Here is a 22,452-nt window from a genome sequence, read left to right on the forward strand (position 1 = left end):
AGCGCCCGATTGTAGCGCGGCTCAACCGCAAACGGGCAATTCCGTTTGCGGCAAAGTGCGCGGGATCGCGGCAATCGCTTATTCGGCGACTACAACAACCTTGACGGTGGTGATCACGTCGGAGTGCAGCTGCACGTCCACGTCGAACTCGCCCACTTCGCGCAATGCACCTTCCGGCAGCTTCACTTCGGCCTTGTTGACTTCAACACCGGCAGCGGTGATCGCTTCAGCGATGTCGCGCGTGCCGATAGAGCCGAACAGTTTGCCTTCGTCGCCAGCGTTGGCGGCGATGGTAACAGTCAGTTCAGCCAGCTTGGCTGCGCGCTCTTCCGCGGAGCCAAGTTTGGCTGCGGCAGCCGCTTCCAGCTCAGCGCGCTTGGCTTCGAACTCAGCGATATTCGCTGCGTTGGCCAATACCGCTTTACCGGTAGGCAGCAGGTAGTTGCGGCCAAAACCGGCTTTGACTTCAACGCGGTCGCCCACTTTGCCCAGTTTGCCTACTTTGTCGAGCAGAATAACTTCCATCTCGGAACCCTCAGTTTCAGTTCTTGTGCGCCGCTCAGCGGTTGTTGCCAGAGCGTGCGCGAATATCAATCCAGCTATCGATCAGTGCCAGTCCGCACAGGAACCCGGCCAGCGGCAGCGCCGCGATCACCAGGGTGATGTACATGGCAATCAGCGGTCCGCGCCCCCAGCCCTTGCGGGCCACCAGCCAGTGAATCAGGCAGATGCCCGCCACCATCATGGGGAAGGCCGCAACCGCACCCCAGAACACCAGGTGTTCATTCACGAGGCAGTAGATCCACAACAACATGCCAGCGCCAGCGACGGGGATCGGCATGCGCAGTGCATGCAACTCCTCGCGCAACCCGCCGGGGTTGTACAGCGTGGCCTGCCACCAGCGCCCCAGAATCAGCGCCAGCGCGGCGCTGATCACCGATACCCAGCTCAGGTATCCGGTGGCCTGGCTCTCGCTGGCGAATGCCTGGCTGAGCTGCTGTGCCTCGGGGCTCTGCGCCCCGCCCGCGGCCTCGGTGATCGCCTGTGACAGGCTCTCCACCACACCGCCGGCCACCTGCGAGGTCACCAGTATGCCGAGCGCCGAGGCGGCGGTGAGTGCCACCAGCGCCCAGCTCCAGGAGCGGGTGGCGCGCAGTACCAGCGCCCCGGCCAGCACCCCCACAAAGTGGGTGATGGCCATTCCCGCCATCAGCGGTGTCATGTAGCCGGCAGCGGCGGCGGCAACCAGCGGCAGCAGCGCCCAGGCCAGAACAAACAGGCCGTCACCACTGCCTCGGCGCAATCCCACCAGTGCAAGCACCGCGGGACTGATCAGCGGGATTCCCACCATGGTGAGGATCACCGCCCGCACGCGCGATCGCATGGCAAATTCAGCGATGGCGCGCACTAGATAGCTTCTCTGTTAATACAGTGCTTACGAAGCATCTGGAGCCTAGGCTCAGGCTTCGTGGCTGTCCGTGTACGGCAGCAGCGCAATGTAACGCGCGCGCTTGACCGCGGCGGCCAGCTGACGCTGATACTTGGCTTTGGTGCCAGTGATACGGCTCGGTACGATTTTGCCGGTCTCAGAGATGTAGGCTTTCAGGGTATCGAGATCTTTGTAGTCGATACGCTTTACGCCTTCAGCGGTGAAACGGCAGAACTTACGACGACGGAAAAAACGTGCCATCAGATTATCCCCTTACTCTTCGTCTTCGGATTCATCGGAGGACGCATCATCATCAGCGCCGTCGGAGGAATCGTCTTCGTCGCGCTCGGCGCGCTCACGGCGCTCGGAACGCTCGGCACGAGCAGCCTTGCGCTCGCGAGACTCTTTCTCTGCCTTCAGGATCGGGCTTTCTTCGGTGATGGCTTCGTCTTCACGGATCACCAGGTTACGCAGCACCGCATCGTTGTACTTGAAGTTGGTGGTCAGTTCCGCCAGCGCTTCTTCAGTACACTCCACATTCATCAGAATGTAGTGGGCCTTGTGGATTTTGTTGATCGGGTAAGCCAGACGGCGACGGCCCCAGTCTTCCAGACGGTGAACGTTGCCACCGCTTTCCTTGATGGTAGAGGTGTAACGCTCAACCATACCGGCAACCTGCTCGCTCTGGTCCGGGTGAACCAGGAATACAATTTCGTAATGACGCATTTTTGCTCCTTACGGGTTAAAACAGCCTCCTGGCTTGCCGCGACCTTGTTGTAGCGGCTGCCCGGTGAGGCAAGGAGTACGCAATCGGGCCACAATGGGCCTGTTGCGGGCGGCGTATTCTATGCGCCTCCCCAACTGGTTGCAAGTTGAGCGATCCAGACCGGCAACCCGCGCTTTGCGGCGCCGGGGGGTCCTGTCGAAACGGCCCGACGCCGGGAGCGATCTGGTCATGGGCTGCTGGGCCTGCGGCGTATAGTCTCTCCACAACTTCTCGCAGATCTATCCGGTAACGCAGTTCATGACCGCAGAGACAAACGGCACCCAGGTGCGCCACTTCCAACTCGGCGAGTTCCGTATACCGCTGACCATGCGGCGTCTGGAAGGCGACCGCCCGCTCGCGCTGGTACTGCCGGCGCTGGGTGTGCCCGCCGTCAAATACGCACGGCTGCTGGACTGCCTGAATGGGCGCGGCTACCACACCGCCATCTGCGAATTGCCCGGCACTGGCGCAAGCCAGCCGCAGCCGAGCCGCAGCGCTGACTACGGCTACAACGATCTGGTGTTCACGTGGATTCCGCAGGCGCTGGCGGCGGTGCGGGAAGAATTCGGACAGGACCCGGAACTGATCCTCGGTCACAGCATCGGCGGCCAGACAGTGACCCTCGCCGCGCGCGCCGGGCTTACCGGCAGCGCCCAGGTGGTCAGCGTGGCCGCCGGGCATCTGGACAGCCGCAGCTGGCGCGGCCTGAAGCGCGTCTCGGTGCTGGGTGCTGCGGTCATCGCTCACGCCAGCACCCGCGTACTCGGTTATTTTCCCGGCAGGCACATGCGGTTTGGCGGGCGCGAGGCATCGACCCTGATGCGCGACTGGGGTAACGGCATCCTTCGCGGTCGCTTCGCACCCGAGGCCCGGCTTCCCGCCCCGGCAACCCTGTGCCGCCGGCCGCTGCATCTTTGCATTGAGCGCGATCCCTTCGCGCCGATGAATGCCACCCAACGCCTTGCGGACCTGGTGGGCGGCGCCGTGCGCCAGATTCCCGCAACCCACCCCAGTGGCAACCCGCACCTGAGCTGGATCAGGAACCCGGAGCCGGTATTGGATATAGTGCACTCCTGGATGGACGCCGCTGGAGACTCCAGGTCCCTTTGAGGCACTTTCACGTGAGGCACTGGCACTTGAGGCACTGGCACGCCCATGCGTCTTACCCGATCAGCAGTGAAACGTACTCAGCGACCCTGAGGTAACGGGAGAGAGCCATGGACCCGATGATTGTCCAATTCGACAACGCCGTATCGGCGGATTACTGCGCGCAGATTATCCAGCGCTTCCAGCAGTCCCCGGACAGGTCTGCCGGTCGCACCGGTTCCGGGGTGGATGTCGCCAAGAAAGAGAGCTCCGACCTCTACCTGTCCAACTACGAGACGTGGCGCCAGGTCTGCCACGACGTCAACAGCGTGGTATACGAGGCCCTCACCGGCTACTGCCGCCGCTACCCACACATGCTGACCGGCGCCGTATCACCAAGCATTCGCGACGAATCCGGAAGCGATGTACGCACTCTGACCGCCGTAGATATCGAGGGCCTCGACGAGCCTCTGCTGAAACAGCTGGTGGCGAGTTTCTACCGCTTCGACGGCATCAATATGCAGCACTACCGCAAAAACAGCGGCGGATATCACCACTGGCATTCCGAGCACTTTCCCCATCCGACAGACCCGGAGCAGAAATCGCTGCACAGGGTGTTGTTCTGGCTGCTGTTCCTGAACGATGTCGAGGAGGGAGGAGAAACCGAATTTTTCTACCAGAACGCCAGGATCAAACCCCGCGCCGGAAGGCTGCTGCTGTCGCCCTGCAGTTTTACCCACACCCATCGCGGCAACGTGCCGGTCTCCGAGGACAAATACATTCTCACGTCCTGGGTGATGTACCGCCCGGCCCATCAGCTCTATGGCAAGCCCCCTGGCTGAATGCGCAATACTGGGAGACCGACCTTGAAGAGCGAGTCACCAATTTCTGCAATTTTCCATTGAGGGATTCCCCGCGCCCGGCGTTATACAGAGGTGTCGCGAAAATAACCCAGAAACAATAACAATAAATTGTAGGGACCCAAGAACAACAAACGGGATCTTCTCGGCTGAGGGGCGGCTCCGCCCCCTCCTCTTTTCTTCTTTATATCCGGCCTCAACTTCGCCGCTTGTCAGAACACGTAACTGGCACCAAAGCTCAGCTCCGTCTTGTCGAAGTCGTAGATATCCTGGTTTTCCCGGTTGTCGATGCTCTGCAGCTTGCCATCCAGGCTGAACGACGGGGTCAGCCGGTAGCGGGTGGAAATCCAGGTCCTGAAGCGGTCGGACTCCCGCTGGTACTCAAACCATTCACCACGGTCATCGGCAATGCGGTTGTTGCCGTCGTACACGCTGCGGCGGTATTCAACCCCGGCGCGCACCTCCCAGCGGCTCAGGAAACGCCAGCGGATGTCGGTGCCAAAGGCGTGGCGCAAGGGCGAGTAGCTGTAGTAATCGTCCGCCGCCTGTTGCAGGTCCGCGCGGTCGTTGGTGTCGAACAGATAATAGATGCCCATTTCCGCGCCGCCGAACGCCTGGCGCTCGGCACGCGCGGAGAAGCGCTGCCGCCAGCCGTCCAGATAGCGGTAATTCTCGCCACCGGCGTAATAGGCGGGAACATAGGATAGCTGCACGCCGATACCGCCGAACTCACGCCTGGCGCGCGCGATCAGCTGCAGTTGACGGCTGACCTGCTCCCCGCCCAGCGTGACCAGTTCAGCACCGGCCCCGGTTTCCAGCAGCCAGCCGGCCCATTGGCTGTCCCGCGACAGGTTTGCGCTGAGGCTGCCGAGGTTCAGGCTGTCAAGTTCGCTGTAGCGGCGGGTGAATCCATAACCGTGCACACGCCAGCCATCCGTCTCACTGCCGGCGAGCCGGTACTGCCCCCAGGCGAACAGCTCGAAAAACGGGTCTTCGCCCACCGCATCCTCCGCCAGCAACTCGTTTTTCACCGCGTAGGGATTGTCATCGAAGCCGGCGTTGACGCTCGCCATTGCCAGCCACGGGCGCGGCGCCGCCGATTCGCCGCGCGCCGCCAGGCGGCCGAACTGCAGTGCGGCGAGCCGCTGCAGTTTTGGCGACGAAGCGTGTTCACTCACCCGCCGGAAATGCCGGGATGCCAGCGTCTGGTCGCCCTGCCGGCGCGCTACCAGCCCGAGGTTGTATTCCGCCAGATCCCGCCACTGCGGCTCCAGCAGCAGCGGCTGGAAATACCCCGACGCCTCACGGTAACGCCCGAGGCGGAACAGGGTGACGCCGAGATTGAACCTGAGCTTCGCGCTGCGATTGCCAGCGGCCTCTGCCTCGCGGAACAACAGCAGCGCCTGCGGGTAATCCCCCTGGCGAAACGCGGCCACCGCACGGCCGGTGTCCGTGGCGGGCTGCGCCCAGGCGCAGAGTGACGTGGTCGCCAGCGCGGCGGCCACAAACAGAAACCGGATGAACTTGTGCATTCCCTGCCTCGATCAGATCCATGATGAACAACCGCGCCGGAGGTGCACCCGGCACCTCCGGCGATTACCTGCCTGTAGGCTTTCGCTTAGCCGCCAGAGCCCGCGTCCGCACCAGCGGTGCTATCGCCGCGCAGGGATTCGAGCAATCCATTCACATCGTTCATATCGCCCATGCCGCCGCGGGCCTCTTCGGGCAGCGCGCCAAAGATGTCCTGAATCATTTGCTCGATCATGCCCTGCATTTCCGCGCTGGTGAGCCCATTCTTCAGTGCTTCTTCCACCGCTTCGCGCGCCGACTCCACGGCCTGCTGCGCCTGCTCATTGGCGGCCAGCGCAGAGGCCTGCGCCCCCGCCACCAGTTCCGCGCGGCGCTCGGCCATATCCGCCAGCAGCGCCTGATGCTCGGCGGAGTCGCTGCCCGCTTTGCCCGACTGCATTTCGCGCGCGGCTTTGATTGCAGCGAGCGCCGCAGCCAGCCGCTGCTCGGCGATTTCGCGCACCTCTTCGGGCAATTCGATGGTGTTCAGAAAGTCTTCCGCGCTGGCAGCATCGTCGACCACCTGCAGGGTGATATCGAGGTCCGCGCCTGCGTCTATCGTCTCCGCGCCAGCGCCTGTCGCGTCCGGTGCGCTGGCAATGTCCTGCTGAGCGGCAGCGGGTTCCGCGACAAGTAACAGCGATGCCAACAGTGCGCCAATCATCAGTGTGTCGCGTTTGCTCAGGTTGCTTCCGTACATGGTATTTACCTCGGTTGTCGGTTACTCGTGTCAGATTTTGGTGAAGGATTTTTCAGCCGGCGGAATGGCATAGCGCAGAATTTTTTTTGCGCCGTGGTATTCCACCTCCACGATCAGTTCGCTATCGGACAGCGCACCCTCGACCTCCAGCGGCAGAGTGATGCGATTGCCACCGGCAGGGATATCCGCCCGCCATTGCAGGGTCTGGAGATTGCCAAAGCCCTGCAGACGCGTTTGCGCAGGTAATTGCACGCGGATCGTCGCGCCGATCAGTTCGCTCGGGCTATCAAGACGCAGATGAACCGGCCGCAGCGACGCCTGCGCCGCTGCATAGGTATGTGCACGATTGCCCTCGAGCGACGGCAGCGCCGGCGCCAGCACCATGCCCAGTACCAGACTGGCCGCCATTCCCAGTGTCAGCACCAGCGGTGAACGCGCCCGCGGCCGTTCCGGCGATGCCGCGGTGCGCGGCAGAATTTGCGTGAGCATCCGCGCCTCGAAGTCGTCGCCGGGATTCGGTACCGGCATGGCCGCAAGTGCGCGCAGGAGCTGTTGCTGCTGGATGTGCGCGCGACAGTCGCTGCACCCGGCAATATGTTTCGCGAGCATGCCCTGACGGGTGACGGATTGCAGCGACATGCGATCCGTCCGATCCACCGCATATCGCACCTGTCTGCACAGGGTGTTTTCCTCAGCGCTCATTTCCTCTACCTCCTCAGTCCGCCATCAACTGGCCTGCGCCAGTATTTCCGCCTCTGCACCGAGCAATTGCTGCAATTTTTTTCTCGCCCGGTGCAGGCGCGATTTCACCGTGCCTGTTTCCGTCCCGAGGATGTCAGCCACTTCCGCCGCGGTGTAGCCCTCGACATCGTGCAGCAGCACGGTATTGCGCCAGGATTCGGGCAGCGTCAGCAGCGCGCGCTGGAGATCCAGCCGTGCGGTATTGTCGAGATCGGGCATTAGGTCGGCGCCGGCATCGGACAAGTAGGCGTCTTGGCCGTCGTCGAGACTGACGGCACCGTTTACCGGGCAGCGCTGCTGCCGTCGGTAACCGTCCACAAACCGGCGATACAGCACCTTGGCCAGCCAAGGCCGCAACCGCGCCACCGCATCCAGCTCCGCTACCTGCGGCAACAGCGCGGCGAGCGTGTCCTGGATCAGGTCTTCCGCTTCATCCGCACTGCCGGTGAGCCGGTAGGCCAGGCGGTATAGCGGGCGCAGATGGGGAAATACCAGCGCGACAAAACGATCTTCCCGCGCACGACGTCGATCAAAACACCAGATCTTCACTCCACACTCCCTTGCCCTGAAGCCCGCCACAACATCCATTGTGCGTCCTAAGTTTCAACACGCTGTGGATGCGAAAAGAGTTCCCGAGCGCAAACAAAAATGTTTTAAAAATTTAAGCAGGCAGGCGCAGTGGGGAGAGGAGCAGGACCTGTCACAGGTCTCAAATTCGCGAGCGAAGAGACATTCCAGTGCCAGTAGTTTTTTCTGTTGGCGCGAAGAAAAAGGTGGAGAGGAAGGAAGGTGAAAAAAGTAAGGAGTAGGGAAAAGAAGCGTGCCGGCATTCACCCTGCAGGGAATGCCGGCAGCTCATGCCGATGGATCAGCCTGCGCGCTGGCGCACCGCCTCAAACAGACACACGCCGGTTGCCACCGACACGTTCAGGCTGCTGACCTCACCCGCCATGGGGATCTTGATCAGGTGGTCGCAGTTTTCGCGGGTGAGGCGGCGCATGCCCGGGCCCTCGGCGCCCATGACGATGGCGATAGGGCCGGTGAGTTTGGACTGGTAAACGTCCTGTTCCGCCTCGCCGGCGGTCCCGAAAATCCAGATACCGGCCTGCTGCAGCATTTGCATGGTGCGCGCGAGATTGGTGACGGGGACGAATGGCAGCACTTCCGCCGCGCCGCAGGCGACTTTTCTCGCCACGGGGGTAAGCCCGGCGGCATTGTCTTTGGGGGCGATGACCGCGTGCACGCCAGCGGCTTCCGCCGAACGCAGGCAGGCGCCGAGGTTGTGCGGGTCGGTGACGCCGTCGAGGATCAACAGGAAAGGGGTTTCGCCCTGGTCTTCCAGCTGTTGCAGCAGCGCTTTCAGATACTGTTCGTCGTAGACCTTGGTTTCGCCGGCGCAGACCGCCACCGCACCCTGGTGGTTGCCGTCGTCGCCGACCTTTTCATCCAGCGCGCGGCGATCCACATAGCGGATGACGATGTCGTTCTGCTCCGCCTGGCGGATGATTTTCTGCAGCTTCTGGTCCTTGCGCCCGCGCAACAGCAGCAGTTCCTGCACCTGTTGCGGAGCACTTTTCAACAGGGCCTGCACTGCGTGCAAGCCGTAGACTAATTGCTGTGCCACTGATTATTTCTTCTTGCCGGATTTCTTTTTTGCGGATTTTTTCTGCGCAGCTTTTTTTGCCACCGCGGATTTCGCAGCCTTGTGTGCGGCCTTGCGCGCCGCTACCGCGGGGCGCTTGCCGCCCTTGCGGGTCGGGGTTTTGCTCGGGCCGCGTTTTTTTCTCGGCGGCTCGGCAGCGCTTTCGCCACCAGCTGCCGCAGACTCGGCTTCAGACGATGTGCCCCAGACCGATGGTTTCTCAGCGGATTGTTCCTCTGCGGAGGTCTTCCACACAGACTTTTTGGGCGCAGGCTCGATCACTTCCGCTTCGTCGCTGTCCACTTTGCGCTTGCGCGCCGGGCGCGGTGCATCATCAGCGACGGCAGCGGTTTTCTTTTTCAGGCCAGCGCCCCAGGGGCTGGCCTTATCTGAGCCGGAACTGAAATCGGACTTGCCCTTGCGCTTGCGCTCCTGCTGGAACTCCACCGCCATTTCCATGGCTCGACCGCTCACGCTAGTGGGCTCGGCGCCAGGTGCCGCGCTGGATTTTCTGGCCTTTGGCGCTCGGCGCGGCGTTTCATTTTCAACGGATGTTGCTGGTACTTCTGCGGACACGTCTGCGCCTTTCTTTGCTGTCTTGGGCTTGCGGTATTTCGGGTTGCGGTACGTCGGGCGCGGATGCAGCTCCACAAAGGTGAAGTCCACCTTGCGCTCCTCCAGATCCACCCGCGCCACCTGCACGGTGACGCCGTCGCCGAGGTGGAAACGCATTCCGCTGCGTTCGCCCACAAGGCGCTGCTGCGCCTGCTCGAACTGGTAGTAGTCCTTGGGCAGTGCGGTGACGTGAATCAGCCCCTCCACATACAGGTCGTCAATTTCCACGAACAGGCCGAAGCCGGTCACCGCGCTGATCACACCGCGAAACACCTCACCCACATGGTCCTGCAGGTATTCGCATTTGAGCCAGCTCACCACGTCGCGGGTGGCGTCGTCGGCGCGGCGCTCGGTCATGGAACAGTGTTCGCCGAGCTCCACCATGGCGGGGGGGCTATAGGGCAGGATTGCCTCGCGCGTGAGGGCGTGGGCACCGGGTGCCGGGCGGACTTTTTTCGCCACCGCGGCGGGATTGGCGCTGCCGTTGCGGACCAGCCAGCGCAGCCCGCGGTGCAGCAGCAGATCCGGGTAGCGGCGGATGGGCGAGGTAAAGTGCGCGTAGGCGCGGTAGTCGAGGCCGAAGTGACCGCGGTTTTCCGGCTGGTACACCGCCTGGTTCATCGAGCGCAGCAGCATGGTCTGGATGATGTGGAAATCCGGGCGCCCTTCCACTTCCTGCAGCAGCGTTTGATAGTCGCTGGGCTGCGGCTCACTGCCACCCTCGAGACGCAGGCCGAGTTCGCCGAGATATTCGCGCACATTCTCCAGCCGCTCCTGCTTGGGAATGTCGTGCACGCGATACAGCGCCGGCAGTTCCGCCAGCTCCATCAGCTCCGCCGCACACACGTTGGCAGCGAGCATGCACTCCTCAATCATCTTGTGCGCGTCGTTGCGCACCACCGGCACAATGCGCTCGATCTTGCGCGCGGCATCGAAAATGATCCGCGTCTCGGTGGTTTCAAAGTCGATGGCACCGCGGCGGTCGCGCGCACCGCGCAGCGCCTTGTAAAGGTCGTGCAGGTTGTCGATATGCGGAGTGAGCGCCGCGTATTGCTTGCGCAGGCCGCTGTCGCGGTTGCCCCTCTCCTCCACCAGTTGACCCACCTGGGTATAGGTGAAGCGCGCATGACTGCGCATCACGCCCTCTAAAAACTGGTAATCCAGGATATTACCGACATCATCGATGCGCATTTCGCACACCATGCACAGGCGATCCACCTCCGGATTCAACGAGCACAGGCCGTTGGAGAGTTTCTCCGGCAGCATTGGCACCACGAAATCCGGGAAGTACACCGAGTTGCCGCGCTGGTGCGCCTCCACGTCCAGTGGCGTACCAACCGCTACGTAATGGGAGACGTCGGCGATGGCCACCAGCAGTTTCCAGTTGCCGTCCGGCAACACTTCGCAGAACACCGCGTCGTCGAAGTCACGCGCGTCTTCGCCGTCGATGGTCACGAGCGGCAGCTGGCGCAGGTCGATGCGCGCCTTCCTGTCCTCTTCCAGCACCTCGTCGGCAATGCCTTCCACCTGCGCCAGCACCGCGGCGGGCCAGGTGTGGGGGATGCCGTAGTTGCGGATGGCGACGTCGATCTCCATGCCGGGCGCCAGGTGGTCGCCGAGCACTTCGCTCACCTCACCCTGGGGCAGATTGTCGCGGCCGGGTTGCACGGTGATATCCACCACCACGTACTGGCCGCTCTCGGCCTCGCCGCACTTGCCCTCCGCGACCATGATGTCGAGGTTGATACGCGGGTTGTCCGGGCGCACAAAGCACACACCATCTTCGCGGTACAGGCGCCCGGCAAGCTGGTGAGTGTTGTGTTTGATGACCCGCACCACAGCGCCCTCGCGCTTGCCGCGGAATCCCCCGGGGGTCTCGCGCACCAGCACTTCGTCGCCGTCGAACACCTTGCGCATCTGGCGGTGGGACAGATAGAGGTCGTCGCTGCCGTCGCCGGGAGAGACGAAGCCGAAACCGTCGCGGTGGCCGATGACACGGCCGCGCACCAGACTCATCTTGTCGAGTACACCGAAGTCGCCGGCGCGGTTGCTGGCGATCTGGCCGTCGCGGCTCATGGCGATCAGGCGGCGGCGCACGCCCTCGCGGCGGTCTTCGTCATCGAGGCTCAGCAGGTCTGCCACCGCTTCCCAGGAGACCGGGCCGGGCTGCTGTTCCAGCAGATCTAACAGGAATTCGCGGCTGGGGATGGGTTTGTCGTACTTCTCCGCCTCGCGCTCCGCGTGGGGATCTTCGGTGATAACGGAGGGTTTAGGTTTGTCTTGCTTCAAAACAGCTTCCATTGTTCTGCGATCGAGCGCGCGGTCTGCACGGCCCCGGTAGGCGCCCGGCGCAGTCGTGTGAGTGGGTGCAACGATCCGATCCAGTTGTCAGGATGGGTTCTGGAGTGGCGAATGCCGATAGCGGTCGGGCCACCGCTGGTGTTGCACATTGCGCGAGTATAAGCGATTTAGCGGCCATTTCCCGACCGGTTTTCTCGGGCGAATGGGGACGGCGCCAGCTGTCGGATCAAATGCCGCAAAAAGCGTTGACACCCCCGGACCAAATCAATATAGTGCGCGTCCTCAACGGAGCACACCGTTGATTTGCCCAGGTGGCGGAATTGGTAGACGCGCTAGCTTCAGGTGCTAGTGGCCTTACGGTCGTGGAAGTTCAAGTCTTCTCCTGGGCACCATATCCGCAAAAAAGGCCGACTCGAAAGAGTCGGCCTTTTTTATTGCTCGCGTATCGCACTTGGCTGATCCCGTAGCGGCGCTGCTGCCGGAGGGCAGCAGCGTCTTCGCATCCTGATTCCGAGCGCTTAACCCGTGTTGCGCATCCCCGCCGCAATCCCCGCGATCGTCACCATCAGCGCGCTCTCCAGCACCGGGTCCTCCTCGCGAGTGCGCAGGCGCGCCATTAGCTCCGCCTGCAGCAGGTGCAGCGGATCGGTATAGGGATCGCGCACACGGATGGACCAGCGCATCACCGGATTGTTGTCCAGCAGATCCTTGCGCCCGGTGAGCTGGCTCAGGGCGGCAACGGTGCGTGCCAGGCGGCTGCGCAACTCAACACCCAGCCGCTGCAGCTCCGGGTCGTCCGTCAGCCGCTCTTCGTACCAGAGCGCCACGCGGGTGTCGGACTTGGCCAGCACCATCTCCAGCATATCCACCACAGTCTGGAAAAAGGGCCACTGCTCGCTCATGGCGCGCAGGGTATCCGGGGCATTTTCCAGGCCGGTTTCCAGCGCCGCACCGGTGCCGAGCCAGGCTGGCAGCATCAGGCGCATCTGGGTCCAGGCAAACACCCAGGGAATCGCGCGCAGGGTTTCCACCCCCCCGCCAGGTTTGCGCCGCGCCGGGCGGCTGCCCAAGGCCAGGCGGCTGAGTTCGGTCTCGGGGGTGACGGTGCGCAGGTAAGACACCAGCGCCGGGTCGTCGCGCACCACCTCGCGGTAGGCGCGCACGGACGCCTGGGTCAGGCGGTCCATTTCCGCGCGCCACTCCGGGCGTGGTTCCGCCGGCGGCAACAAGGTCGCCTCCAGGGTTGCGGCCATGTACTGCTCGAGGTTGTAGGCGGCCACAGACGGGCGGCCGTACTTGAAGCGGATCATCTCGCCCTGCTCGGTTACACGGATACGCCCGGCCACGGAGCCCGGTGGCTGCGACATCAGCGCCATGCGGGTGGGCGAGCCACCGCGGGAGATGGAGCCGCCGCGGCCGTGGAACAGGGTCAGGGGAATGCCGTGCTCGCGGAAAATGCCGGTGAGCGCCTCCTGCGCGCGGAACTGCGCCCAGGCTGCGCCGAGGAAGCCCGCGTCCTTGGCGGAATCCGAGTAGCCGATCATCACCTCCTGGCCGGACTTCACGCGCTCGCGATAGAACGGAATCTCCAGCAGGGCACTCATGGTGCCGAAGGCGTTGTTGAGGTCGTCCAGCGTTTCGAACAACGGCACCACGCGCATGGGCTCGCGCACACCGGCGATCTTCTGCAGCAACATTACCGCCAGCACATCGGAAGACGTTTTCGCCATGGAAATGACGTAGGCCCCAAGCCCCTCCGGCCCCTGCTCGGCGATCACCTTGCAGGTATCGAGCACCTCGCGCACCTCATCGGTACAAAATTCGCTCTGATAGAAAGCGCCGTTGACCAGCGGGCGACGGCTTTCCAGCTCCGCCAGCAGAAACTTCTGCTTTACCTTCTCGCCCCAGCTGGCGTAGCTGCCGAGGTCCAGATAGCGGGTGATGGCGTCGATTACATTGGCGTGGCGGGTGGACTCCTGGCGCACATCCAGCTTCAGCAGGGTGATGCCGAAGCAGTTCAGGCGGCGCAGGGTGTCTTTCAGCTGACCGTCGGCAATGGCGCCGAGACCCACCTCGCGCAGAGAGCGGTCGATCAGGCTCAGCTCGCTGTATAGTTCGCGGCCACTGGCATATATCTCGCCCTCGGGTTCGAGGCCGCCGTTGACCCGCGCCTCCATTAGGGCGCGGGTATTGCGCAGACAGTCGCGCACTTCGCGCAACAGCAGCCGGTAGGGCTCCTGACTGGGGCCGGTGCGGGCCAGCAGTTCTTCGCTGGCGCGATGCATGGACAGGTCAGCCAGCAGGCTTTCCACATCCCGCAGGTAGAGGTCGGCGGCCATCCAGCGCGCCAGGGTCAGCACTTGGCGGGTCACTCTCGCGGTGACATTCGGGTTGCCATCGCGGTCGCCGCCCATCCAGGAGGCGAAGCGCACCGGCACCCAATCCGCGGGCAGCGGATCGAACCCGGCCAGTGCCAACTCGCCCTCGATATCGCGCATGCCCTGCGGCACGGCCTGCCACAGGGACTGTTCAATCGTGGCAAAACCCCACTTGGCCTCATCCACGGGGGTCGGGCGCTCGCGGCGGATTTCATCGGTGCTCCAGGCCGAGAGGATCTGCTCGCGCAACAGGCGGCGCAGGAGTTCCTCCTCTTCCGGCGTGGTGTCAGGGCGGTCCAGTTCGGTCAGCAGATTGGCGATCTGGTCGTACTTGCGGATCAGGGTGCGGCGGGTAACCTCGGTGGGGTGCGCGGTGAGCACCAGCTCCACCGACAGCTCGGACAGTGTCTTACGGATCTTGTCCTGGCTTACATTGGCGCTCTTCAGTTCCGCCAGTACCTGGCGCAGGCCGCGGTCGGTATCCGGATCGCCGGGGAAGCGCTCGTGGCGGCGGCGCAAGCGTTCGCGGTGGCGCTGCTCAGCAATATTCGCGAGGTTCAGGAACTGGCTGAAAGCGCGCGCCACTTCCAGCAGCGTTTCGTCATCCAGCGGATCCAACAGCTCCCGTAGTTTTCCTACAGGCATTTCCCCATGACTGCGGCTCTCGACCGCAACCTGCCGAATGGTCTCCACCGTGTCGTACAGCGCACCGCCGGCCTGGGCTCGCAACACGGCGCCGAGCTCCTCTCCGAGCAGTCGAACATCTTCTCTTAACGGAGCATTTTGGTCTTGATCCACGAAATACCTCCCCTTTACAGAATTTACTTTCGACGCATTTTTACATATTTCACGTCAGAGATTGATGCCCCTGACAATTTTTTGTAAAAAAACTACATAAAAGCACGCATACCCGACCCTTCTCCGGCTCCGCTTTTACGAGATATACCTACCAGTATCCAGAAGGTACAAACAGGCCACAACGGACAATTGACACGCCGCAGAAAACGGCTATAGTGCGCAGCCTCGGCGGAACGCACCGCCGTTTTGCCCAGGTGGCGGAATTGGTAGACGCGCTAGCTTCAGGTGCTAGTGGCCTTACGGTCGTGGAAGTTCAAGTCTTCTCCTGGGCACCATATTCGCAATAAAAAAGGCCAGCTCGAGAGAGCTGGCCTTTTTTTATTGTCCACACCATTGTCCGCACCGGTATGTAGTACCGTAACGGATCAGCGCAGGCGGGCCACTGGGGGTACCCCAGTGACCTCTGCCGATCAGTTGCCGCCAACCGCCATAGGCTGCTTGCGGCGGCGCTCATCCTCACCCTCGTCCATCGGCACCAGCTCACCACCCAGCAGGCGCACTTCCGGCAGGTTCAGTACGTCGATGCCGAGACTGTAGGGCGTTACTTCACTGAAGATACCCGGGTCCAGTTGGGCAATGTCATCCACCGGATTCTGGATAACAGACTTCAATCCCTGCGAAGTCTGGGCACTGGCGATGGAGGCATTCTTGTTGCCCGTTGCCGTGAATTCCGGCTGTTGCCCCAGGAACGCGGGATCAAAGTAATTGAGTGCCACCAGATCCACGGTTCCGGTGGCATCCATCCGCAGCGGCTTGATGACTTCACCGACATTGCCCCACACGTGCGGCTCATATCCCAGCACGATATTGCCGGCGGTAATGTGGGTATCGCGGAAATTCGCCGCCGTCAGCAAACCGAATGAGGAACTGGCGAGTGAAACATTGCCCCGCCCCGCATTGATCTGGCCGATCTCCAGGTCGTCTTTCTCAAGCACAGTCACATTGATATCGCCCGCGCTGGATCTCACGGAGAGCGATTGCAGCTCGGACTCGATATCCAGATCCCCCGCCAACGTGAGGTCCGCAGCGAGAGCCCGCAGCGAACCGCCAATGGTTGCCGCTGAACTGCTCTGCAGGGTCAGATCGCCATCGGCATTGTATTCAAGCGCCATCCCCGCAGCCGCGAAGTTGACCCCCGCACTGTCTTGCGACGCAGTGAAGTCCAATTGCTGGCTGGTGACCAGATTCAGGCCGCCTGTGGTATCGCGCAGCTGCTCAAACCCGGTAAAAGCGAACTCGCCCACCGTGTTACGCGCGGTGCTGCTGCCAGTAATCCGCCACTGCTGGCCGGCCAGCTGCATCACCAGCTGATCACTACCCGCACCGGCGGAGAGTGTTGCCGGCTGGGTGCCGGCGAGGATCTGCACCTGGTCATCCCCATCGCCCAGCAGCAGGGAGTTGAGCAGCGCGCCATTCATGTAGACGATGTCGTTGCCGGCACCGGTGTCCAGCGCGCTCAGTGCACCGCCATTCAGATTGAAGGTGTCGGCGCCCGCGCCGGCAACGATCTGCTCAAAACCGCTAAAGGCCAGTGAAGACTGCCCGTCGCTCAGGGTTCCAGACCTACTGTCCAGGGTCCAGCTCAACTCCGCATCCACGCCGTGGAGTGTGTCGTCACCGCTGCCGGCGGCGATAGATTGGAGCCCGGCGAAATCCACGCCGCCGATATTCAGGCTCGTCGGAGAGGACAGGAAATAATCGGTGGCAAACGCCGGCCCGGCATAGGCGCCAGTGTTCTGGACCTGCTCAATGTTTTCGAACAGTACGGTAATGCTTTCCAACGTCGCCAACGCGGCTCCATCCACCAGTGCGCCACCTTGGGCAACAGAGGCCCAATTCTGCCCGCTGCCGCTGACCGAATCTCGGCCACCACCGGCGTCCACGCTGGCGATGCCTTCGAAGCCAATACCCGAAACGGCGATCTCACCGTTCGCATTGAGGGCAAAAGCTTCATCAGCAGAGGAACCGAGGAGCGTGTCGGAGCCCCCGTTGCCCTCCACGGCGCCGATACCACTGAACTGAATACCAGCGGTACTCAGCTCACCATCCACACCGGTCAACGCAAACTGCTCAGCAGCACTGGTTCCGGTAAGTACTGCGTTATCGGCATTTACACGGTCAATCCCATGGAAGGCTACGCCGTTGGCACTCACCTGCCCGCCGCTGGCGAGCTGCCAATTGCCCGCGCTGCTGGTGACCTCATTGCCACCTTCACCACCGGCGTACACTTCCGCAACGCGGTCGAATATGAGTCCGAAGACTGAAATCTCTGCACCATCAGCACTCAGGAAAAAGCTCTCGGAAATGTCGTTCTGGCTCGCATCCACCAAGGCCGCATCGGTTCCGATCTGCTCAATGGCGCTGAAAGTGATTCCGGATACCGAGGCGCTGCCCGCTGTGGAGCCCAGCTCCCAGCGCTCGCCGCTCTCCGTTTCCACACGATCGGTACGGGCGCCCGCCCTCACCGACTGGATATCCGCAAACGCGATCCCCCCCGCCTGCACGCTTCCGTCGCTTGCAAGCACATACAGGGAATCGCTATCTGCACCCTGAATTACACCACTGCCTCCGGTGACCTGTTCAAGGCCAGTGAACGCAATCTCAGCATGGGTCAGCGACCCGGATTCCGGACTGAGCAGCCAGTCGTGGCTGGCATCGCCCGCAACGGTATCCGATCCTGCACCTGCAGCTACCGCAGAAACTCCACTGAAATTCATGCCACTTGTGGACAATGAATTAGTACCGGATACGGTAAATACATCATCGCCACTGGTTCCGGTCAGCGCGCCGGTGTCAGAAACAGAGGTCACGCCGGAAACGAAGATTCCACCACTGGTGGCTTCACCCGCCCCCTCCACAGTGACGCCGTTCCAGGCCTGCAAGTTGGTGCTGCCATCCAGAGTCAGGCTTTTGAGCCCCGTGAAACTGACGGTACCGGAGGTGACACTGCCATTTGCGGTAATTTGCGCATTATCTTGCCCACTTACCGCGAGGCTCGCATTCTGCCCCTGGAATAGCTCGATACCTGCAAAGCGAATACCGTCGTGTTGCACACCGCTGTCGGCATCCAGCTCATAGCCGTGATCAGCACGGGAGAGCACTGTGTCATCTCCGGTACCGGCAGCGACCGACGTCAGACCGCTGAATGCGATTCCATTGGCTCTCAACGCCCCCGCGCCCGATAGGACAAACGTATCGGCGCCACTGGAACCCGCCAGCGCCGCGGCAGTTACACTATCGATTCCGCTAAAGTTGATACCACTGGTATTGATCCCACCGACAGCTGCCGCGAGGGCAACCTCGGCAATGGCACTCACATGGTCGGTGCCGCCTGCGGCGCCAATCGAGTGAATACCATTAAACGTGACATCACCTATCCCAACCTGATTCGTGCCGAGCACCGCGAAATTATGCCCGCTGGCGTGCCCCTGAATGTGCTGACCACTGCCTAAGAAAACCTCAACGCCGAAAATGTCGAGCACCCCATAGCCTACACTTGCCGCGCCGGATGCCAGCACCCAATCGCGCTGAAGTTCACTTTCGAATCTATCCCTGCCCGCCGCGCCGTCAATCCTCCCAGAAATGCTGAACTTCAGAGAAGTTGCAGAATTTGCAGTGACCCAACCATCTTCGCCCTGCTTAAACACATCGTCACCGGAGGTACCTGTCAGACTTGTTGCCGATGCCTGTGCGATATGGGAAATCTTCAGGTCACCTGCGGTGAACACCTCAGGCTTAGCATGCAGAGCAAGGCCACCACTGAATTCCGAAGCCAGCAACTGGTCGGCTCCGCCACCGCCATCCAGCCATTCCATACCACTCACATCTATGGACGCGACCCTGATACTGCCGTCGCTGTTCAGGGTGAACACATCAGCGTTACCGGTACCCACAAGCCCCGCATCAGCAGCTACCTTAAGCATTTCAATTTGCTTGAAAGTAACACCCTTACCTTCCGCACTTTTTTCACCCACGATGGTCCAGTCCATGCCACTCGCACCGATTACGGTATCCTCGCCGCCCTTGGCATCGACCTGGGTAGTCTCACTGATTTCATAGCCGTTAATGGTCACGATGCCATGCTCGTCAATCGACAGCTCGTCTTTTCCTTCAGTGGCCTCAAGCGCATTGGCGGTGATTTTGTCGATATCGTAAAACTGAATCGAGCGGCTCTCGACATAGCCTTCTTCACTTAGCCTGGCGGAAGAGCCCCTGGCAATCAGACTGTTGGTTCCGCCTTTACCCCGCACTTCGCTCAACCCGGAAACCGTCAGCTCCGCAACCGAAACGGTTTTGGCTCCCGTTACCTCGAAGCTGTCATCACCACTGTGCCCATCGAGGCTCTCGAACTCCGCGGAATTCAATTCCCGGAAGATCAACCCATCACCCGTCGTCAGTTCACGATTGGTTCCCGTCAGGGCGAGTGCCGTGTTGTAGCCCAAGGCATCGAGGTGATCGCCATTGACCGAGCCATTCCCTCTGACCGAGGTCAACCCACGGAATACCATATCCTCGACCTGAACCTCGGCATCCGCTGCGGAGTTGCCGGTCAGGGTGAAGGTGTCGTCGCCAGCCGTGCCCACCAGGCCCGCGTTGTTGGCGACGAAGTTGCGGAAGCCATCGAACCGGATTCCACTGTTGCTCGCACTGTCCGAATCTTGCAACTGCCAGTCGATCGCCGCCAATCCGGTGGCGATATTGCCTGTGCCCCCGGCGGTGATTGTCGTTACGCCGGTAAACCCGATACCCCGCGCCCCAACCTCGTTGTTGGCCTGCACGACGAAATTATCCGCTTGGGCACTGCCCCGCAGACTGTTAGCGATGGCGGTTGAGATACCGGTGAAAGTTGCTCCACCAGCCTCCACTTCACCGTTGTTGCCGGTAAGTGCCAGTCCGGCAGAGAAGTTGCTGGCATCAATATTCCCGGCGCCTCCCGCCTGGAACTCTTCGACCTGGGTAAAGTTCACACCGGTGTGATCAACGATACCCTCGGCGCTCAAGGTGTATTCTCGATCATTACCGGCGATCACTGTGTCGCGGCCATCACCGGCGGCGACACTCACCAAATCGCGAAAATCGATGCCGCTCACATTGAGGCTGGTTCCGTCAGCAGAGAAGGTGAAGGTCTCGGCACTGGTGCTGCCAGTGAGCGACGAGGAGCTGGACGTGTTAATACCGGTGAATTTGATACCGCTGGTAGTGAAGGCGTTCCCCTCACCGGTCAACGCGACTTCACCTATCGCCACGACATCATCAACACCGGCACCAGCACTAACCGCCGTAATCTCGTGAAACTGGAAATTGCCGACCTCGACGGCCTTGTTACCCAGCAAGGTAAAGTCATGACCATTGGCGTGGCCCTGGATAACACCACTGCCGCCGGTCAGAGAGAAGATATCGGTGAATGCCAGTCCGTTCAGCTCGACACCGCGGGCAGCGTCCTGCAACACCCAGTTCTGGTTAAACGTGCTGTTGAAGCTGTCGCTACCGCCACCGCTTTTGAGTTCGCTGTTTACGGTAAAGGCCACCGAGCCGTCAGCCGCGGTGGTAATTGCTCCGGAGCTGTCCTGGATGAACTGATCGTCGCCGCCAGTACCGGTCAAAATGCCGGTGGTCGCAGTTTCTATGCCGCGGAGCGTGAGTGTGTCTGCGGTGAATACACCTGCTACGGAATTCAACCCAAGACCCGCAGAAAAGTCTGCGGCATCCAGGTCGTCATTCCCCCCCTTACCATCGACGAATGTCATCTCGCGAACGGTCACGTCACCGGCGGTAATCGTGCCATCGCTGTTCAGGGTAAATCTGTCGCCACCCTCGGTGCCATTCAGCCCGGCACCGGTTGCTACTACTGTTTCTACATTTTTAAAAGTTACGCCATTATTTTTCGCGCTATTGGCGCTGACCAGTGTCCAATCCTGGCCAACGACACCGACAATAGTTTCGTCACCTTCCGCGCCATCAATGGTTGAGGCCTTGACCAGAATTCTATTGACCAAGACACCATTGGTAGCGAATTCCAGTGCATCATCTTTTGAGGTGGCGACCAGCGTGTCGGTTTCGATTTCTCCGAGATCATAGAATCGGATGCTACCGGCAGAGGCATAACCTTCCTCATCCAGCGTAACCGTGTCCGCTGCTTTCAGATTATTGGCGCCGCCGTTACCTCGCACGTCACTCAACCCGGAGACCGTCAGCCCCGCGACCGAAACGGTTTTGGCTCCTGTTACCTCGAAACTGTCATCACCACTGTGCCCATCGAGGCTCTCGAACTCCGCGGAATTCAATTCCCGGAAGGTCAACCCACCACCCGTCGTCAGTTCACGGTCGGTTCCCGTCAGGGCGAGTGCCGTGTTGTAGCCCAAGGCATCGAGGTGATCGCCATTGACCGAGCCATTCCCTCTGACCGAGGTCAACCCGCTGAATACCATGTCGTGGACTTGAACCTCGGCATCCGCTGCGGAGCTGCCGGTCAGGGTGAAGGTGTCGTCGCCAGCCGTGCCCACCAGGCCCGCGTTGTTGGCGACGAGGTTGCGGAAGCCATCGAACCGGATTCCACTGTTGCTCGCACTGTCCGAATCTTGCAACTGCCAGTCGACTGCCGCCAATCCGGTGGCGATATTGTTTGTGCCGCCGGCGGTGATTGTCGTTACGCCGGAAAAATCAATGCCCCGCGCCTCAATCACATTATTGGCCTGCACGATGAAATTATCCGCTAGGGCACTGCCCCGCAGACTGTCAGCGATAGCGGAATTCAATTCCCGGAAGATCAACCCATCACCCGTCGTCAATTCACGATCGGTTCCCGTCAGGGCGAGTGCCGCGCTGTAGCCTGAAGCATCCAGATGATCGCCAGTGTTCGAGCCATTCCCTCTGACCGAAGTCAAGCCGCTGAATACCATATCGTGGGCCTGAACTTCGGCATCCGCTGCGGAGCTGCCGGTCAGGGTGAAGGTGTCGTCGCCGGCCGTGCCCACCAGGCCCGCATTGTTGGCGACGAGGTTGCGGAAGCCATCGAACCGGATTCCACTGTTGCTCGCACTGTCCGAATCTTGCAACTGCCAGTCGACTGCCGCTAATCCGGTGGCGATATTGTTTGTGCCGCCGGCGCTGATTGTCGTTACGCCGGAAAAATCAATGCCCCGCGCCTCAATCACATTATTGACCTGCACGATGAAATTATCCGCTAGGGCACTGCCCCGCAGACTGTCAGCGATAGCGGAATTCAATTCCCGGAAGATCAACCCATCACCCGTCGTCAATTCACGATCGGTTCCCGTCAGGGCGAGTGCCGCGCTGTAGCCTGAAGCATCCAGATGATCGCCAGTGTTCGAGCCATTCCCTCTGACCGAAGTCAAGCCGCTGAATACCATATCGTGGGCCTGAACTTCGGCATCCGCTGCGGAGCTGCCGGTCAGGGTGAAGGTGTCGTCGCCGGCCGTGCCCACCAGGCCCGCATTGTTGGCGACGAGGTTGCGGAAGCCATCGAACCGGATTCCACTGTTGCTTG

14 protein-coding genes and 2 tRNA genes are annotated in these 22,452 nt (G+C 61.4%); 4 read left to right on the forward strand and 12 right to left on the reverse strand.

Features of this window, described 5'->3' with window-relative positions:
* Nucleotides 1-78 precede the first annotated feature (78 nt).
* The 4 genes from rplI to rpsF all read right to left on the reverse strand — a co-directional run bounded on the left by rplI (nt 79) and on the right by rpsF (nt 2,155).
* Nucleotides 79-525: a 50S ribosomal protein L9 gene (rplI, locus tag FDY93_RS07480; RefSeq protein ID WP_138235126.1), complete on the reverse strand. Its 447-nt coding sequence runs from the start codon at nt 523-525 to the stop codon at nt 79-81.
* Between the two features lie 34 nt (nt 526-559).
* On the reverse strand, nt 560-1,384 hold the full coding sequence (locus FDY93_RS07485) for a hypothetical protein (RefSeq protein WP_246068501.1): 825 nt from the start codon (nt 1,382-1,384) through the stop codon (nt 560-562).
* A gap of 75 nt (nt 1,385-1,459) precedes the next feature.
* A complete protein-coding gene (gene rpsR, locus FDY93_RS07490; protein WP_138235128.1) occupies nt 1,460-1,690 on the reverse strand; it encodes a 30S ribosomal protein S18 in 231 nt (76 codons plus the stop codon).
* A gap of 12 nt (nt 1,691-1,702) precedes the next feature.
* Nucleotides 1,703-2,155 (reverse strand): 30S ribosomal protein S6, encoded by a 453-nt coding sequence (rpsF, locus tag FDY93_RS07495; RefSeq protein ID WP_138235129.1) that lies wholly within the window; start codon nt 2,153-2,155, stop codon nt 1,703-1,705.
* Between the two features lie 298 nt (nt 2,156-2,453).
* On the opposite strand from rpsF, the gene FDY93_RS07500 reads away from it, so the two are divergent.
* Together FDY93_RS07500 and FDY93_RS07505 are read left to right on the forward strand one after the other, a co-directional pair.
* Nucleotides 2,454-3,305 (forward strand): alpha/beta fold hydrolase, encoded by an 852-nt coding sequence (locus FDY93_RS07500; protein ID WP_138235130.1) that lies wholly within the window; start codon nt 2,454-2,456, stop codon nt 3,303-3,305.
* Nucleotides 3,306-3,412: 107 nt separating this feature from the next.
* Nucleotides 3,413-4,123 carry a 2OG-Fe(II) oxygenase gene (locus FDY93_RS07505; RefSeq protein ID WP_138235131.1) on the forward strand — a complete coding sequence of 237 codons (711 nt, stop codon included), beginning with the start codon at nt 3,413-3,415 and terminating at the stop codon, nt 4,121-4,123.
* Nucleotides 4,124-4,353: 230 nt separating this feature from the next.
* Here FDY93_RS07505 and FDY93_RS07510 read toward each other — a convergent pair whose 3' ends face one another.
* The 6 genes from FDY93_RS07510 to rnr form a co-directional block, all read right to left on the reverse strand.
* On the reverse strand, nt 4,354-5,673 hold the full coding sequence (locus tag FDY93_RS07510; RefSeq protein ID WP_138235132.1) for a tetratricopeptide repeat protein: 1,320 nt from the start codon (nt 5,671-5,673) through the stop codon (nt 4,354-4,356).
* Between the two features lie 86 nt (nt 5,674-5,759).
* On the reverse strand, nt 5,760-6,410 hold the full coding sequence (locus tag FDY93_RS07515; protein ID WP_138235133.1) for a hypothetical protein: 651 nt from the start codon (nt 6,408-6,410) through the stop codon (nt 5,760-5,762).
* A 30-nt stretch (nt 6,411-6,440) separates the two neighbouring features.
* Complete coding sequence (locus FDY93_RS07520; protein ID WP_138235134.1) at nt 6,441-7,112, reverse strand: hypothetical protein; 672 nt, start codon at nt 7,110-7,112, stop codon at nt 6,441-6,443.
* A gap of 24 nt (nt 7,113-7,136) precedes the next feature.
* Nucleotides 7,137-7,700 carry an RNA polymerase sigma factor gene (locus FDY93_RS07525; protein ID WP_171018927.1) on the reverse strand — a complete coding sequence of 188 codons (564 nt, stop codon included), beginning with the start codon at nt 7,698-7,700 and terminating at the stop codon, nt 7,137-7,139.
* 319 nt (nt 7,701-8,019) lie between these two features.
* A complete protein-coding gene (gene rlmB, locus FDY93_RS07530) occupies nt 8,020-8,775 on the reverse strand; it encodes a 23S rRNA (guanosine(2251)-2'-O)-methyltransferase RlmB (protein ID WP_138235136.1) in 756 nt (251 codons plus the stop codon).
* Nucleotides 8,776-8,778: 3 nt separating this feature from the next.
* Nucleotides 8,779-11,709: a ribonuclease R gene (rnr, locus tag FDY93_RS07535; RefSeq protein WP_138235137.1), complete on the reverse strand. Its 2,931-nt coding sequence runs from the start codon at nt 11,707-11,709 to the stop codon at nt 8,779-8,781.
* A 305-nt stretch (nt 11,710-12,014) separates the two neighbouring features.
* On the opposite strand from rnr, the gene FDY93_RS07540 reads away from it, so the two are divergent.
* Nucleotides 12,015-12,101, forward strand: a tRNA-Leu gene (locus FDY93_RS07540).
* A gap of 126 nt (nt 12,102-12,227) precedes the next feature.
* Here FDY93_RS07540 and ppc read toward each other — a convergent pair.
* A complete protein-coding gene (gene ppc / locus FDY93_RS07545) occupies nt 12,228-14,885 on the reverse strand; it encodes a phosphoenolpyruvate carboxylase (protein ID WP_138235138.1) in 2,658 nt (885 codons plus the stop codon).
* A gap of 248 nt (nt 14,886-15,133) precedes the next feature.
* Here ppc and FDY93_RS07550 point away from each other — a divergent pair.
* Nucleotides 15,134-15,220, forward strand: a tRNA-Leu gene (locus FDY93_RS07550).
* 135 nt (nt 15,221-15,355) lie between these two features.
* Here FDY93_RS07550 and FDY93_RS19445 read toward each other — a convergent pair.
* The gene (locus tag FDY93_RS19445; RefSeq protein WP_220446131.1) at nt 15,356-22,300 is read right to left on the reverse strand and encodes a hypothetical protein; all 6,945 of its coding nucleotides are present in this window, start codon (nt 22,298-22,300) and stop codon (nt 15,356-15,358) included.
* Between the last annotated feature and the right edge of the window lie 152 nt (nt 22,301-22,452).

The sequence above is a fragment of the Microbulbifer harenosus genome (assembly GCF_005771435.1).
Lineage (GTDB): Bacteria > Pseudomonadota > Gammaproteobacteria > Pseudomonadales > Cellvibrionaceae > Microbulbifer > Microbulbifer harenosus.